Raw genomic sequence first — 14,832 nt, 5'->3', positions numbered from 1 at the left:
GGGGGACTCGTCAAAGAAAGGGGTGTCGGCATGATACCGGCAGCCCGCGCGGGCTGCCGGGGGCGGCTTCGTGCCGGCTCAGTGCCGACGAACGCGCCGCAGCTCGTCGACGACCAGCAGCACCGCGCCGACGGTGATGGCGCAGTCGGCCACGTTGAAGGCCGGCCAGTGGTAGTTGCGCACGTAGAAATCGAGGAAGTCGATCACATGCCCGTAGACCACGCGGTCGACCACGTTGCCCACGGCGCCCCCCAGAATCAGCGACACGGCGAAGCAGAACAGGCGCTGGCCCGTATGGCGGTAAAGCAGCCAGACGATGAACGCGCCGACCACGAGCCCGAGCCCGGTAAAGAACCAGCGCTGCCAGCCGCCGGCATCGGCCAGGAAGCTGAACGCCGCGCCCTTGTTGTAGACCAGGACCATGTTGAAGAAGCGCGTCACCGGGCGCGATTCGCCGTACGTGAAGGTACGCACGATGACGATCTTGAAGAACTGGTCCAGCACCACCACCAGCAGGGCGAACGCCATCCACAGCAGCGGCGTGGCGTTGCCCGAGGCCTTGTTGTTGTGGCCCGACGCCTTGTTATTGCGGCGTGCCGGGCGGGCGGAACGGGTCGTGGACGATGCCATCAGGCATGGCTCCTGTGTTCACCGGCGCCGAACAGGTTGCTGTCGCAGCGGCCGCAAAGGGTCGGATGGTCGGGGTTCTGGCCAACGTCGGCGCGGTAGTGCCAGCAGCGTTCGCACTTCGCGTGCGTCGAAGCTGCCACCGTGACGAGCAGGTCGCCGGCTTCGGGCGCGGGCGTGACGGTGGCCGCGGACGTCAGAAGCACGAAACGCAGGTCGTCGCCAAGGCTCTGCAGCGCGGCCAGCACCGCGCCGCCGGCCTGGATGTTGACCTCGGCCTGCAGCGACGATCCGATCGCGCCTTCGACGCGCACTGCCTCAAGCTGCTTCGTGACTTCCGCGCGGACTTCGCGCAGGGTGTGCCACTTCTGCAGCAGGTCGTCGGCCTGGTCCACTTCCGGCAGCGTGTAGTAGGTGCTCGTGAAGATGGTGTCGGTGTGGCCGGTGCCGTGCGCAAACACTTGCCACGCTTCCTCGGCGGTGAACGACAGGAACGGTGCCATCCAGTGCAGCATGGCCTGCGTGATGTGGTACAGCGCGTTCTGTGCCGCACGGCGGTCCTTCGAGTCAGGCGCCGTGGTGTACAGGCGGTCCTTCAGCACGTCGAGGTAGAAGCCGCCGAGATCCTCCGAGCAGAAGGTCTGCAGCTTGGCCACCACCGGGTGGAACTCGTACGCGTCGTAGTGCGACAGCACTTCCTTCTGCAGGCGCTCGGACAATGCCACGGCGTAGCGGTCGATCTCCAGCCATTCCGAAGCCGGCAGCGCGTGCTTGGCATGATCGTAGTCGGACAGGTTCGACAGCAGGAAGCGCAGCGTATTGCGGATGCGGCGATAGCTTTCCACCACGCGCTTGAGGATCTCGTCGGAGATCGACAGTTCGCCCGAGTAGTCGGTCGAGGCCACCCACAGGCGGATGATCTCGGCGCCCATCTTGTTCGCGATGTCCTGCGGCGACACGGTGTTGCCGACGGACTTCGACATCTTGCGGCCTTCGCCGTCGACGGTGAAGCCGTGCGTCAGCAGCGCCTTGTACGGCGGCTTGCCATACAGCATCGACGCGGTCAGCAGCGACGAATGGAACCAGCCGCGGTGCTGGTCCGAGCCTTCCAGGTACAGGTCCGCCAGGCGGCCATCGGCTTCATCGGCCGACGGGTCGTACAGGTCTTCGCGGTGCGAGCCGCGGATCACGGTCCAGTGCGTGGTGCCCGAATCGAACCACACGTCGAGCGTGTCGCGGTTCTTCTCGTACTGGTCGGCCTCGGCGCCGAGCAGTTCCTTCGGGTCCAGCGTTTGCCAGGCTTCGATGCCGTGCTGCTCGACGCGCTTTGCCACTTCTTCCAGCAGCTCCGGCGTGCGCGGGTGCAGCGCGCCGGTTTCCTTGTGCAGGAAGAAGGCCATCGGCACACCCCACTGGCGCTGGCGCGACAGCGTCCAGTCCGGGCGGTTGGCGATCATGTTGTGCAGGCGCTGCTTGCCCCACGACGGGAAGAACTCGGTAGCCTCGATGCCCGCCAGCGCGGTTTCGCGCAGCGTCGGCACCGGCTTGCCGTCGTGCTCGACCGGATCGACATCCATGCCAGCGAACCATTGGGAGGTGGCGCGGTAGATGATCGGCGTCTTGTGACGCCAGCAGTGCATATAGCTGTGGGTGTACTTGTGCGAGTTGAACAGGTTGCCCGATGCCTTCAGCACCTCGACGATCTTCGGGTTCGCATCCCAGATCGACAGGCCGCCGAACAGCGGCAGCGTGCCGGCGTACACGCCGTTACCCATGACCGGACTGATGATGTCGTGGTCGCTCATGCCGTGCGCCTTGCACGACTGGAAGTCTTCCACGCCATAGGCAGGGGCCGAGTGCACGATGCCCGAGCCGGTGTCGGTGGTCACGTAGTCGCCGAGGTAGATCGGCGACAGGCGGTCATAGCCGGCGTCCATCTTGGCCAGCGGGTGGTGGAAGCGGATTTCCGACAGCGCGGCGCCGGTAGTGGTCGCGACAACCTTGCCTTCCAGTTCGTAGACCTTGAGCTGTTCCTCGACGCGTTCGGTCGCCAGGATCAGGAAGCCGCGCGGGGTGTCGACCAGCGCGTACTCGACTTCCGGATGCACGTTGAGCGCCTGGTTGCTCGGGATCGTCCACGGCGTGGTGGTCCAGATCACGATCCAGCCCGGCTTGGCGCCGAGCTGCTCGAACGGCACCTTGAAGGCGTGCGCGAGCTTGTCGGTGTCGGCGAACGGGAAGCCCACGTCGATCGACAGGTCGACCTTGTCCTTGTACTCGACCTCGGCCTCGGCCAGCGCCGAGCCGCAGTCGAAGCACCAGTTGACCGGCTTGAGGCCGCGGAACACGTAGCCCTTTTCCATGATCTTGCCGAGGGCCCGGATCTCGTCGGCCTCGTTGCTGTAGTTCATGGTCAGGTAGGGGTGGTCCCAGTCGCCGAGCACGCCCAGGCGCTCGAAGTCCACCATCTGGCGCTTGATCTGCTCGGTGGCGTAGGCGCGGGCCTTGGCCTGGACTTCCTGCACCGGCAGGCCCTTGCCGAACTGCTTCTCGATCTGGATCTCGATCGGCATGCCGTGGCAGTCCCAGCCCGGCACGTAGACGGCGTCCAGGCCGGTCAGCCCGCGCGCCTTGACGATCATGTCCTTCAAGACCTTGTTGACCGCGTGGCCGATGTGGATGTCGCCGTTGGCATACGGGGGGCCATCGTGCAGCACGAACTTCTTGGCGCCCTTGCGCGCCGCGCGGATCTTCTTGTAGAGCTGCTTGTCCTGCCACTGCTTGACCCACTGCGGCTCGCGCTTGGGCAGGTCGCCGCGCATCGGGAAGGTGGTGTCCAGCAGGTTGACCGGATATTTGCTTTTCTCGGGCTTGGCGCGTTTGTCGTTGGACATGTGGATTCTCGGGGCAATTCGTTTGGCGCGCACCGGGCCGTTGATCTGGCCACGCATGGATCGCACTGGGGCGTGCGCGCAGGAAAGACTGGATAGGGCGGAGCGCGAACCGGCACCGCGGGGTGCCGGGCCGCTAGCTAATTCGGTCGGTGGCGGACGTGGCGAAGCCGCCAGCGCCCTCGGCGCGGCCGGTGGAGGCGTCCGGCGCGGTCAGGCCGAAGAAGGCGCGCGCGTCGGCGCTATCCTTGGCGATGGCCGCGGTCAGTTCTTCCAGGTTATCGAAACGCGCTTCATCGCGCAGCTTCTTCATGAACTCGACCCGGATCAGCTTGCCGTACAGGTTCTCGTTGACGTCGAACAGGTGGACTTCCAGCAGCACGCGGCCGGCGTCCTCGATGGTCGGGCGCACGCCGATGCTGGCCACGCCGGGCAACGGATGCTCGGCAATGCCGTGCACCTGCACGACAAAGATGCCGTTGACCGCCGGCCGCTTGTGCGAGATGCGAAGGTTCAGCGTCGGAAAGCCCAGGTCGCGGCCCAGCTTGCGGCCGTGGATCACGTGACCGCTGATGGCATAGCCATGGCCGAGCAGGCGGCGCGCGTGCTCAAGGTCGCCATCGGCCAGCGCCTGGCGCACCGCGGAGCTGGAAATGCGGATACCGCCCTCGGATACCGAGCCCATCTGCTCCACGTCGAAGCCGAAGCGCTGGCCTGCGTCCTGCAGGTAGGCGAAATCGCCGGCGCGCTTGGCGCCGAAGCGGAAATCGTCACCCACCAGCACCCAGCGCGCGTGCAAGCCATGCCACAGCACGTTCTCGACGAACGCCTGCGGCGACTGGCCCGCGAAGTGGGCGTTGAAGTGCTCCACCACCACGCGATCCACGCCGTTGCGTCGCAGGCTCTCGAGCTTGTCGCGCAGCAGGGCGATGCGGGCCGGGGCCTTGTCCGGCGTGAAGAATTCGCGCGGATGCGGCTCGAACGTCATCACGCACAGCGGCAGGCCGCGCGCGTCGGCTGCCGCGCGTGCGCGCGCAAGCAGCGACTGGTGGCCGCGATGCACACCGTCGAAATTGCCGATGGTGAGGGCGCAAGGCGCCCGGCTCTCGGCGTTGGGCAGGCCGCGGAAGACTTTCACGGGGACGGCGGGAAATGTTTCGGGTAAAGCGGGCATTATAAGGCGAATGGGTCCGATTGCCCCTGCCGGGCGCCCATGTGTCGTCGACCGCCGCGGTTTTTGTGGCGCAATCGTCCTGTCGTCGTGGCGCGATAGGGCAAAAGGCGGCATGATAGGCGCCAGTCCAGACGCGCGGCCTTGGCTGCCGACGCGTCCAAGCCTCGATCCCACACATTTCCCTTGAACGCGCTGCTCAACCGGCTGTTGCCGCGATTCCTGCCGCCTGCCGGCGCCCCGCTAGATACCGAGACGCGCGCGAAACTGATGGCGATCGTCCACAAGGGGTCGCCGTCGGGCACGCTGGCGGCGGTACTGCTGCCAGCGCTGACCATCTTCGCTTTCTGGGATTCCGCCGACCACGCCGCGCTGCTCGGCTGGGGCGCGGTGATGTTGTTGCTGGCCGGCGGCGGCGTGTGGTTCTACCTGGGCTACCAGCGCGACGGCGCTGCCATGAGCCGTTCGGCGCACACCAGGAAGTGGTGGGGCAATATGCGCGCCGTGGCTTTCCTGACCGGGCTGACCTGGGGCAGTTCGGCTCTGCTCCATATGTATACGGGCTCTACGCTCTTCTCGAGCGTGCTGTACCTGCTCAGTCTCGGCGTTCTGGCGGGCGGGGCGGTATCGCAGGCTCCCGTGCCGTCGAACCTGGTCTATGCCGGCGTGCCCGTACTGGTCCCGAACCTGTTGCTGGCCGAGATTGCGTTTCCGGGGCACGGCATTTACGTGCAGTTACTCCTGGTCATCTATGCGCTGATGCTGGGACGCCACGCAGTCGGCCTGCAGGGCACGCTGGTCAGGGCGATTCAGCTGGAGGGCGACAGCCGCCGGCTGGCCCAGCAATTCCAGGAAGAGAAGGAACGTGCGCTGCATGCGAGCGAGGAGAAATCGCGCTTCCTGGCCGCGGCCAGCCACGACCTGCGGCAGCCGGTTCATGCGCTGGTGATGCTGGTGGAAGCGTTGCGCGCGCGCAACCAGTCCACGGTGCTCCATCCGCTCGTGGAGCAGGTGGCGGCCGGTACACAGACCATCGACCTGTTGTTCCGCTCTTTGCTGGATCTGTCCAAGCTGGAGGGCCGCAAGGTACTGCCCACCCTCGAACCGTGTGAATTGACCGGATTGATCCGCGACGTCATGAGCCAGTTCGCCGCCGATGCGCGCGACAGCGGGCTCACCTTGACGCCGCGCGTGCCGGACGAGCTTTATGCCATGGCCGAGCCGGTGCTGCTGCGCCGCGCGCTGTTCAACCTGGTGCAGAACGCCTTGCGCTATACGAAGCGCGGCGGGGTATTGATCACCGCGCGCCAGCGCCGCAAGCATGTGCGGCTGGAAGTATGGGATACCGGAGCCGGCATATTGCCTGACCACCTGCCGGACATCTTTTCACCCTACTACCAGGTCCATAACCCGCAGCGAGACCCGTCGCAAGGCTTGGGGCTGGGGTTGGCCATCTTCAAGGAATGCGTGCGCCTGATGCGCGGCACGTATGGCGTGCGGTCGGTGCCCGGCAAGGGCTCGGTGTTCTGGTTCGCGCTGCCCCCGGTGCCGGCCGAGACAGTGGCCAGCGTGCGTGAAATGCGCGCCATGGCGGCGGCCGAGGATTCCAGGCCGGACAAGCTCCAAGGCACGGTCCTGGTGGTCGACGACGATACGCAGATCCGCAAGGCGTGGATTGCGTTGATGGAGGCGTGGGGCATCCGGGTGGCCTGTGCTGCCCATGGCGTGGAAGCCGACAAGCTGTTTGCGATGGGTTTGCGACCGGACATCATCTTCTGTGATCTGCGCCTGCCGGGCAGCGAAAATGGCCTGGATCTGCTGGAACGCTGGCAAAACACCCAGCCGCAGGCGCGTAGCGCCCTGCTGACGGGCGACCTGAAATCCGCCGCGCTGGCGGCGGCTGAGGATGCGGGATATTTCGTCTTGTCGAAGCCGGTGGACCCGGCATCGCTGCGCGTACTGCTGCGCCGCTGGCTGCGCTCCGCGGCCTGAAAGCCGGGTTTGAAAGCTGGACGGCCTTACTGACGCAGGCGGAAGCGTTCCATGCGGGACATGACCTGCATGCGCGTCCGGACACCGAGCCGCTGGAGGATGGCCGAAACGTGCTCCTTTACGGTGTTTTCGGTCAGTCCGAGCCGCCGCGCGATCACCTTGTTCGGCAATCCTTCCAGCACCAGCGCAAGCACCGAACCCTGGCGCGGCGTCAGGCCAAGCTCGGCAGGTGTCACGGGGATGCCGTGAGCCGGTCCAAAGGACTGGGCGCGTCCGCTGAGCGCTTCATCGGTCGGAAACGACGTATCGCCGGCGAGCACTTTGCGCACCGCGGAGGTGAAGGCGTGCGCGTCCAGATGCTTGCCCACGAAACCACAGGCGGCCAGGGCGCGGGCGCGTCCGACGATTTCGGGCGTGGCTTCCGCCGACATGAAAATGAACCGCGCGCCTGGAATGACCGTCTTGAAGGACTGCATGGCATCGAAGCCGGTGCCGTCGTTCAGCCAGATATCAAGCAGGACGATATCCGGGCGCAGGCCTTGCTGCAGGCTCGTCAGCGCTTCCCGGGCGCTGCCGGCGGCATGGACTGCAACATCTGGCATCACCTCCGTCAGGAATGCAGTAGTGCCTGACAAGGCCATCGGATGATCATCGACCACCAACAACGTCGGTGCAGCGTTCGACATGCTAATTCCCGTAATTTCCCGTTTCGTCCTTGTTGTCACCAGCTTGCACAAAACTGGAGCGTGGACGTAGGGGCCACTCTATCAGAGGGTGCGAGGCGTCACAATCTATCAAACGGGTCTTTGGGGCTTCACTGTCGCGTGCCCGTTGCAGTGTCCCGGCTCCGATTCTGGCGAATTAGGCGCCCGATGGTTTGGGTTTGCCGGAGTTTGGTGCCTGCCCTTGGTAGAATTGCGCGATGAAAAAAATCGTCATCCTGATTTCAGGGCGGGGCTCCAATATGGAAGCCATCGTCCAGGCCTGCGCGGCCGGCGGGTGGCCGGCGCGCATCGCTGCGGTAATTTCCAACCGGCCTGACGCGGCCGGGCTGCAGTTTGCAAAGGACCACGGCATCGCCACCAGCGTGGTCGACCACCGGCAGTATTCCGATCGCGCGAGCTTCGACGCGGCACTGGCGGAGGCTATCGATGGTTATGCACCTGACCTGGTCGTGCTTGCGGGCTTCATGCGCATCCTGACCACGGGCTTCGTGGATCACTATGCCGGCCGCCTGCTCAATATCCATCCGTCGCTGCTGCCTTGCTTCCCTGGCCTGAATACCCACAAGCAGGCGCTCGACGCCGGCGTGAAGCTGCACGGTGCCACCGTGCATTTCGTCACGCCTGAATTGGATCATGGTCCTATTGTGATTCAGGCGGCTCTCGATGTATTGCCAGTCGATACGCCCGAGAGTCTCGCCAACCGCCTGCTCGATTGCGAGCACCTGATTTATCCCCGTGCCGTCCAATGGTTTGTCGAAGGACGCCTGCTGGTCCAGAACGGGGTCGTTCACGTCAATCCGGCCGAGCCTCAACTGCTTATGGCCATCTCCGCCGGTGTACCGGCGGCAGGAGCAAAGCCATGAGTCGTCATCAGACCGGGGCGCGCCCGGCGCCCAAGGATTCCCGCCAGCCTGCGCGGGCCCGCAAGTCCAGTCCTATTCGCAAGGCCCCCGGTGCGGACGGTCAGCAGGTACGTTCCCCGAGCGGACTTCACGCTACGCACATCCAACATATCGACCGCTTGCTTGGCAAAGTCATGCTGTTCGCGCGCCCGGCCGATGCCGTGGTGAGCTATTACTTTCGCGAAAACCCCAAGCTCGGCCATCGCGAACGCGGCATCATCGCCGAGGCGGTCTACGCGGTGCTGCGCCGCCGCGTGGAGTTCGGCCAGTTTGCCGAAAGTGGCACCGGCGCGGCGTCGCGCCGCCTGGCGCTGCTGGGTCTGGCGGCAACCCTTGGCCGCGATGTGCTTTCGCCTTTCCTGTATCCGGAGGAAGGCGAGTGGCTCGATCGCCTGACCACCATCGAGCGCGCCAGCCTGTCGCCCCGCGTGCGGGCGAACCTGCCGGAATGGCTGTTCGATAACCTGGTGGCACAGCACGGCGAAGCGTTTGCTTCGGCACTGGGGGATGCATGGTTGCGCCCGGCTCCGCTGGATCTGCGCGTGAATCTTGGCAAGGCCACCCGCGAAGCCGTGCTGGCCGAGCTGGAAGAAGCCGGCCTGCGCGCCGAGCCCACGCCGATGGCGCCGGCCGGCATCCGACTGCAAGGCAAGCCGGCGTTGAACCAGTTGCCGCTGTTCGTGAATGGGCTGGTGGAGGTCCAGGACGAGGGCAGCCAGCTGCTGTGCAGCCTGGTCGCGCCGAAGCGCGGCGAGATGGTGGTGGATTTCTGCGCGGGCGCCGGCGGCAAGACGCTGGCGCTCGGCGCGGCGATGCGCTCGACCGGCCGCCTGTACGCGTTTGATGTATCTGAGAAGCGCCTCGCCAATCTCAAGCCGCGCCTGGCGCGTAGCGGGCTGTCGAATGTGCATCCCGTGCTGATCGATTCGGAACGCGACGCCAAGGTCAAGCGCCTGGCCGGCAAGATCGACCGCGTGCTCGTCGATGCGCCCTGCAGCGGGCTTGGCACGCTGCGGCGCAATCCGGATCTGAAATGGCGCCAGAGCCCGGAATCGGTGCTGGAGCTGACCGCGAAGCAGAGCGCGATCCTGGACGCGGCGGCACGCCTCGTGAAAGGCGGCGGCCGCGTGGTCTACGCCACATGCAGCGTGCTGGAAGCCGAAAACGAGGCCATCGTGCGCAGCTTCCTCGCCTCCCACCCGAATTTCCGGCTGGTTCCGGTCGCAGAGGTGCTGGCCGAGCAGAAGATCGAAGTGCCTGACTTGCCGACGGAAGGCGGCATGTTCGCGTTGTATCCCCACCTGCACCAGACCGACGGCTTCTTCGCCGCGGTCCTGGAGCGTACGCAGTAATCCCTCCCACCGGTCGTCGCGCGGTAAGCGCGCCGACCGGTGCGGCAGCAAGGTATCCCAGGCAGATCCTCCATGAGCGGAAACCCATTGGCCGGCTTGACGGCCACGCACTCGACATTCGGCAGGATGCTCGACGACCTGCTCCGGGATGCGGGCGGCCCCGGCTTTATCTGGCAGCTTGTCGTGCTGGGCGGCTGCCTGCTGGCGGCGTGGCCGCTCGCGCGCTTTATCGTCAAACGGCTAGAGGATCGTTACGCATCTTCAAGCTTCTCGCTGCGCTTCGCCGCAGCCAGTCTTGAGCGGGCCATGTTCCCGCTGTTCGGCTGGCTGCTGGTGATGACGGCCCGTTTCGCGCTGGAGCCCATGATGGCGATCAGCGTGCTGCGGCTGGCGCTTGTGCCGTTGTTCGGCATCACCTCGCTGTACTTCACGTTCTATATCCTGCGGCGCGTCCTGTCCGGCAGCGGCCAGTTGCAGGGCATGCTGCTATTGGTCGAGAAAGTGCTGACCACGCTGGTCTGGGTGGCCATGGCACTTTACGTCCTCGGCCTGCTTTCCGACGTGACGGGATGGATGGAGGCCATGCGCTTCTCGCTGGGCAAGCAGAAGGTGAGCCTGGCGGACATCCTGATGGCGATCGTGTGGATCCTGCTGACGGTGCTGATCGCCATGTGGTTCGGGTCCTGGCTGGAAGAGCGCCTGATGCGCTCGGCCAGTCTCGACGTGAACCTGAAGGTCGTGCTGACCCGCATTTCCAAGGCGCTGCTGCTGCTGGTTTCGCTGCTGCTGAGCCTGTCGCTGGTGGGCATCGACCTGACCGTGCTGTCCGTGTTCGGCGGTGCGCTTGGCGTCGGCCTGGGTCTTGGCCTGCAAAAGATCGCCAGCAACTACATTTCGGGCTTCATCATCCTGCTCGACCGCTCGGTCAAGCTGGGCGACCAGATTACGGTGGACAAGTACTCCGGTACCGTCTCGCAGATCCGCACCCGCTACACGGTGGTGCGCAACGGCGACGGCGAGACCCTGGTGCCTAACGAGCAGTTGGTGGCGCAGTCGGTGCAGAACCACTCGTTTTCCAACACGCATGTCCGCGTGGCGACGCGGGTGCAGGCCGATTACGCGGCGGATCCCGAAACCGTGATCATGCTGCTGACCGAATGCGTGCGCGAACTGCCACGCGTACTGAAGGACCCTGCGCCAGCGGCATTTCTGGTGATGTTCGCGGACAGCGGCATCGAATATGAGGTAGCCGTCTATATTGCCGATCCGCAGAACGGCAAGCTCGGCGTGCAGTCGGCCATGAACCGCGCCATCTGGCGTACGCTGCGCGAACACCGGATTTCGATCCCGTATCCGCAGCGGGAAATCCGCGTGCTCAATGCGCCGCAGGAACTCCACTCGGTCGATGAGGTTTCCGCGCCACCCGTGGAAGTGGCCAAATCGGCATGACTTCATAAAGAAACAGGCAAGAGCCGCACAAGGGAACAAAAATCGCGGCACCTCGTCAAACTCCGGGAAAAAGCGTATGACTCAGGCTTGCGCAATCCGGTAGAATGCCGGGTTGTCGCGGGTTGCGAGCATCCTGCGTCCCCACACCGACAGCCGCCAGATTGCAGCGGCTCGTGCCTGTCCCGCCTGCCAACCGCCGGCGCCGGAACTGCGCGCCGGGGGTTCCCGCCAAGAAATGGCCGGTCCCTGGCAGACGCCAGACCATATCGCAATCAGTAGATTTGCAGTCTTTTTTCTGCGCGTTGTGCACGGCGCCGGGGCAGCCGCAAAGGAATGCCCCTGTTTAACCGACGGAGAACAGAGTTTGTTCGACATTATTCTTGACTGGGCCGCCAATGGCCTTGCCAACTGGTCCTGGTGGGAGATCGTGATCTACACGCTGGTGATGACGCACATCACCATCGCCGGGGTCACCATCTTCCTGCATCGTTGCATGGCGCATCGATCGCTGGACCTGCACCCGATTGCCCAGCATTTCTTCCGCTTCTGGCTCTGGCTGACCACGGGCATGGTCACCCGCGAGTGGACTGCCATCCACCGCAAGCACCACGCCAAGTGCGAGACCGAAGACGATCCGCACAGCCCGCAGACCCGTGGCATCCGCAAGGTGCTGCTGGAAGGCGCCGAGCTGTATCGCGCCGAGTCGAAGAACAAGGAAACCATTGCCAAGTTCGGCCACGGCTGCCCCAACGACTGGGTCGAGCGCAATGTGTATTCGCGCTTCGGCTGGCAAGGCGTCGGCCTGATGCTGATTATCGACCTGGCCCTGTTCGGCGTGATCGGCATGACGGTCTGGGCTGTGCAGATGCTGTGGATCCCGATCCACGCCGCCGGCATCATCAATGGCCTTGGCCACTGGTGGGGCTATCGCAACTACGATTGCGAAGACGCCTCGACCAATGTGTCGCCGTGGGGCCTGATCATTGGTGGCGAAGAGCTGCATAACAACCATCACACCTATCCGACTTCGGCCAAGTTCTCGATCAAATGGTACGAGTTCGATGTGGGTTGGGGCTATATCCGCGCCATGCAGGCCGTGGGGTTGGCCAAGGTGAAGAAAACGCCGCCCAAGGCCCGGCTCGTGGAAGCGCGTCCGGTCGACGACAACACGCTGGAAGCCATCATCGCCAATCGCTATGACGTGATGGCGCGCTACGCCAAAGCCTTGAAGAGCGCATTCCGCCAGGAACTGGAGCAACTCAAGGAAGGCCGCGGCGCCGAGTACCGCACCCTCAAGCCGGCTGGCAAGTGGTTCCACCGCGAAGAGACCAAGCTGGCCGCGCCGCAGCGCCAGCAACTGGCCAGCATCGTCGAACAGAGCAAGTCGCTGCACACCTTCGTGGAAATGCGACGTGAGCTGGCCGCCATCTGGGGCCGTTCCAACCTGACGCGCGAGCAGCTGCTGCAGCAACTGCAGGCCTGGTGCCATCGTGCCGAGGCCAGCGGAATCCAGGCGCTGCACGATTTTTCGCTGCGCCTGCGCCGCTACGCCTGATACAATCGGCCCGCGCCCGAATGGCTACACAAGGCCCCGCCCATGGCGGGGCCTTTTGTTTTAGATAAACTCCCCCATGTTCTGGCCGCCCGCATGAAGTTGCATGCGCGAGGGCCACGAGGAGTACCGGAGATGACCCCCCAATCGATTAAGACCGTCGAGTTCGAAAAGCCGAACCTCGCGGATACCGACAACGCCGCCGGCGGCAGCTGCGTGGCCCATGCCTGGGCCAAGGTGCCCCCGGTGCTCTCTCCCGACGAACGGCAGGCGCTCAAGGCGCGCATCAGGCGCTTGCTGAAAGAGCGCAACGCTGTGCTGGTCGCGCACTATTACGTCGATGCCGACCTGCAGGACCTGGCCGAGGAAACCGGCGGATGTGTCTCGGACTCGCTGGAAATGGCCCGCTTCGGCCGTGACCATTCGGCCCAGACCCTGGTGGTGGCCGGCGTGCGCTTCATGGGCGAGACCGCCAAGATCCTGAGCCCGGAAAAGACCATCCTGATGCCGGATCTGGATGCGACCTGTTCGCTGGACCTGGGTTGCCCCGCCGACGAGTTCGCTGCCTTCTGCGACGCGCATCCGGACCGCACCGTGGTTGTGTACGCCAATACCAGCGCGGCGGTGAAGGCCCGGGCCGACTGGATGGTGACCTCCAGCATCGGCCTGAAGATCGTCGAACACCTGCATGCGCGCGGCGAAAGGATCCTGTGGGCACCGGACAAGCACCTCGGCGGCTATATCCAGAAGCAGACCGGTGCCGACATGCTGCTGTGGCAGGGCTCCTGCCTCGTGCATGACGAATTCAAGGGCGTCGAGCTGGACCTGCTGCGACGCGAGTTTCCCAACGCCAAGATCCTGGTGCATCCAGAGTCCCCGGCCAACGTGGTGGCGCAGGCGGATGTGGTTGGGTCCACGTCGCAGATGATTGCCGCCGCGCAGGAAATGGACGCGACCGAATTCATCGTGGCGACGGACAACGGCATTCTGCACAAGATGCGGATGGCGGCGCCGGGCAAGCACTTCATCGAAGCGCCGACTGCGGGCAACAGCGCCACGTGCAAGAGCTGCGCGCATTGCCCGTGGATGGCGATGAACGCGCTGTCGAACCTGGCCGAGGTACTCGAGACCGGCCGCAACGAGATCCACGTGGATCCGGCTACGGGCCGCCAGGCCGTGGTCTGCATCAACCGCATGCTGGATTTCGCCGCGCAGCAGAAGGCCAATGTCCGCCCGGTGGCTGACCTGGCGAAGGAACAGGCGTTGTTCCAGGGAATCGGCCCGGCATGAGCGTGAATCCGATTTTCGATAGCTATGGTCCGGCGCTGAAGGCGGCGCTGGAAGCGAACGTCGGCGCGGCCATTGCCGAAGACGTCGGCAGCGGTGACCTGACCGGCCTGCTGGTGCCGGCGGACAAGCAGGCGCTGGCGCGGGTGATCGTGCGCGAGCAGGCGGTGCTTTGTGGTCAGCCGTGGTTCGCCGCCTGCATGAAGGCCATCGACGAACGTCTGGTGGTGAGCTGGAAGCAGGAAGAGGGCGCCCGCATGGCACCCGATTCGGTCGTCTGTGAAATCACCGGACCCGCGCGCGCGCTGCTGACTGCCGAGCGGCCCGCGCTGAATTTCCTGCAACTGCTGTCCGGCGTGGCCACGGTCACGCGACGCTATGCCGACCTGATCGCCGGGACGCGTGCGCGCGTGCTGGACACCCGCAAGACATTGCCGGGCCTGCGACTGGCGCAGAAGTACGCAGTCCGGGTGGGCGGTGGCGAGAACCAGCGGCTGGCGCTCTATGATGGCATCCTGATCAAGGAAAACCACATTGCGGCGGCCGGCAGCATCACGGCGGCGATGCAAGCCGCCCTGGCGCTTGGTGCCGATGCGACGATCCAGGTCGAGGTGGAATCGCTGGCGGAACTGGAGGAAGCGCTGGCTGCCGGCGCCACGTCCATCCTGATCGACAACTTCACGGTGCCGATGATGCATGATGCCGTGCGCGTCAATGCCGGCCGCGCGCTGCTGGAGGTATCGGGCGGCGTCAATGCCGAGACCATTCGCACCTTTGCCGAGACCGGCGTGGACCGCATCTCGGTGGGGGCGCTCACCAAGGATGTGCGCGCCACCGATTTCTCGCTGCGCATCATCGGCTGATCGCTGACCGCGCAGAACAAA

General features: G+C 64.9%; 11 protein-coding genes. 7 read left to right on the top strand and 4 right to left on the bottom strand.

Annotated elements, in window-relative coordinates:
* Positions 1-78: 78 nt before the first annotated feature.
* The 3 genes from lspA to ACIGJB_RS13240 form a co-directional block, all read right to left on the bottom strand.
* Positions 79-630: a signal peptidase II gene (lspA, locus tag ACIGJB_RS13250; RefSeq protein ID WP_483730244.1), complete on the bottom strand. Its 552-nt coding sequence runs from the start codon at positions 628-630 to the stop codon at positions 79-81.
* Positions 630-3,521, bottom strand: coding sequence for an isoleucine--tRNA ligase (gene ileS / locus ACIGJB_RS13245; protein ID WP_483730243.1), 2,892 nt, complete (start codon positions 3,519-3,521; stop codon positions 630-632). The genes lspA and ileS overlap by 1 nt, the downstream gene beginning before the upstream one ends.
* 133 nt (positions 3,522-3,654) lie before the next feature.
* Positions 3,655-4,656: a bifunctional riboflavin kinase/FAD synthetase gene (locus tag ACIGJB_RS13240; protein WP_483709140.1), complete on the bottom strand. Its 1,002-nt coding sequence runs from the start codon at positions 4,654-4,656 to the stop codon at positions 3,655-3,657.
* A 219-nt stretch (positions 4,657-4,875) separates the two neighbouring features.
* On the opposite strand from ACIGJB_RS13240, the gene ACIGJB_RS13235 reads away from it, so the two are divergent.
* A complete protein-coding gene (locus ACIGJB_RS13235) occupies positions 4,876-6,681 on the top strand; it encodes a hybrid sensor histidine kinase/response regulator (RefSeq protein ID WP_483730242.1) in 1,806 nt (601 codons plus the stop codon).
* 26 nt (positions 6,682-6,707) lie between these two features.
* Here the strand turns inward: ACIGJB_RS13235 and ACIGJB_RS13230 are convergent, their stop codons facing one another.
* Entirely contained in the window at positions 6,708-7,367 is a 660-nt protein-coding gene (locus ACIGJB_RS13230) for a response regulator (RefSeq protein WP_483709138.1), read from the bottom strand.
* Positions 7,368-7,603: 236 nt separating this feature from the next.
* Between ACIGJB_RS13230 and purN the strand changes: the two genes are divergently transcribed.
* The 6 genes from purN to nadC all read left to right on the top strand — a co-directional run bounded on the left by purN (position 7,604) and on the right by nadC (position 14,811).
* Positions 7,604-8,269, top strand: a complete 666-nt coding sequence (purN, locus tag ACIGJB_RS13225; protein WP_483730241.1) for a phosphoribosylglycinamide formyltransferase — start codon at positions 7,604-7,606, stop codon at positions 8,267-8,269.
* Positions 8,266-9,660 carry an RsmB/NOP family class I SAM-dependent RNA methyltransferase gene (locus ACIGJB_RS13220; RefSeq protein WP_483730240.1) on the top strand — a complete coding sequence of 465 codons (1,395 nt, stop codon included), beginning with the start codon at positions 8,266-8,268 and terminating at the stop codon, positions 9,658-9,660. The genes purN and ACIGJB_RS13220 overlap by 4 nt, the downstream gene beginning before the upstream one ends.
* Before the next feature lie 72 nt (positions 9,661-9,732).
* The gene (locus ACIGJB_RS13215; protein ID WP_483730239.1) at positions 9,733-11,109 is read left to right on the top strand and encodes a mechanosensitive ion channel family protein; all 1,377 of its coding nucleotides are present in this window, start codon (positions 9,733-9,735) and stop codon (positions 11,107-11,109) included.
* A gap of 364 nt (positions 11,110-11,473) precedes the next feature.
* Positions 11,474-12,664, top strand: coding sequence for a DesA family fatty acid desaturase (locus ACIGJB_RS13210; protein ID WP_483730238.1), 1,191 nt, complete (start codon positions 11,474-11,476; stop codon positions 12,662-12,664).
* Positions 12,665-12,796: 132 nt separating this feature from the next.
* A complete protein-coding gene (gene nadA / locus ACIGJB_RS13205) occupies positions 12,797-13,951 on the top strand; it encodes a quinolinate synthase NadA (RefSeq protein WP_483730237.1) in 1,155 nt (384 codons plus the stop codon).
* A complete protein-coding gene (nadC, locus tag ACIGJB_RS13200) occupies positions 13,948-14,811 on the top strand; it encodes a carboxylating nicotinate-nucleotide diphosphorylase (RefSeq protein ID WP_483730236.1) in 864 nt (287 codons plus the stop codon). Before nadA ends, nadC begins: the two co-directional genes overlap by 4 nt.
* The last annotated feature ends 21 nt before the right edge of the window (positions 14,812-14,832 follow it).

The sequence above is a fragment of the Cupriavidus sp. C2SS-8b genome (assembly GCF_057073745.1).
Note: the sequence above shows the minus strand (reverse complement) of the source record. Positions and strands in the feature narration are given on the sequence as shown.

Excerpts from the sequence above, each read along its gene's own strand:
- lspA (WP_483730244.1), bottom strand. The coding sequence starts at position 630 with ATGGCATCGTCCACGACCCGTTCCGCCCGCCCGGCACGCCGCAATAAC.
- ileS (WP_483730243.1), bottom strand. The coding sequence starts at position 3,521 with ATGTCCAACGACAAACGCGCCAAGCCCGAGAAAAGCAAATATCCGGTC.
- ACIGJB_RS13230 (WP_483709138.1), bottom strand. The coding sequence starts at position 7,367 with ATGTCGAACGCTGCACCGACGTTGTTGGTGGTCGATGATCATCCGATG.
- purN (WP_483730241.1), top strand. The coding sequence starts at position 7,604 with ATGAAAAAAATCGTCATCCTGATTTCAGGGCGGGGCTCCAATATGGAA.
- ACIGJB_RS13220 (WP_483730240.1), top strand. The coding sequence starts at position 8,266 with ATGAGTCGTCATCAGACCGGGGCGCGCCCGGCGCCCAAGGATTCCCGC.
- ACIGJB_RS13215 (WP_483730239.1), top strand. The coding sequence starts at position 9,733 with ATGAGCGGAAACCCATTGGCCGGCTTGACGGCCACGCACTCGACATTC.
- nadA (WP_483730237.1), top strand. The coding sequence starts at position 12,797 with ATGACCCCCCAATCGATTAAGACCGTCGAGTTCGAAAAGCCGAACCTC.
- nadC (WP_483730236.1), top strand. The coding sequence starts at position 13,948 with ATGAGCGTGAATCCGATTTTCGATAGCTATGGTCCGGCGCTGAAGGCG.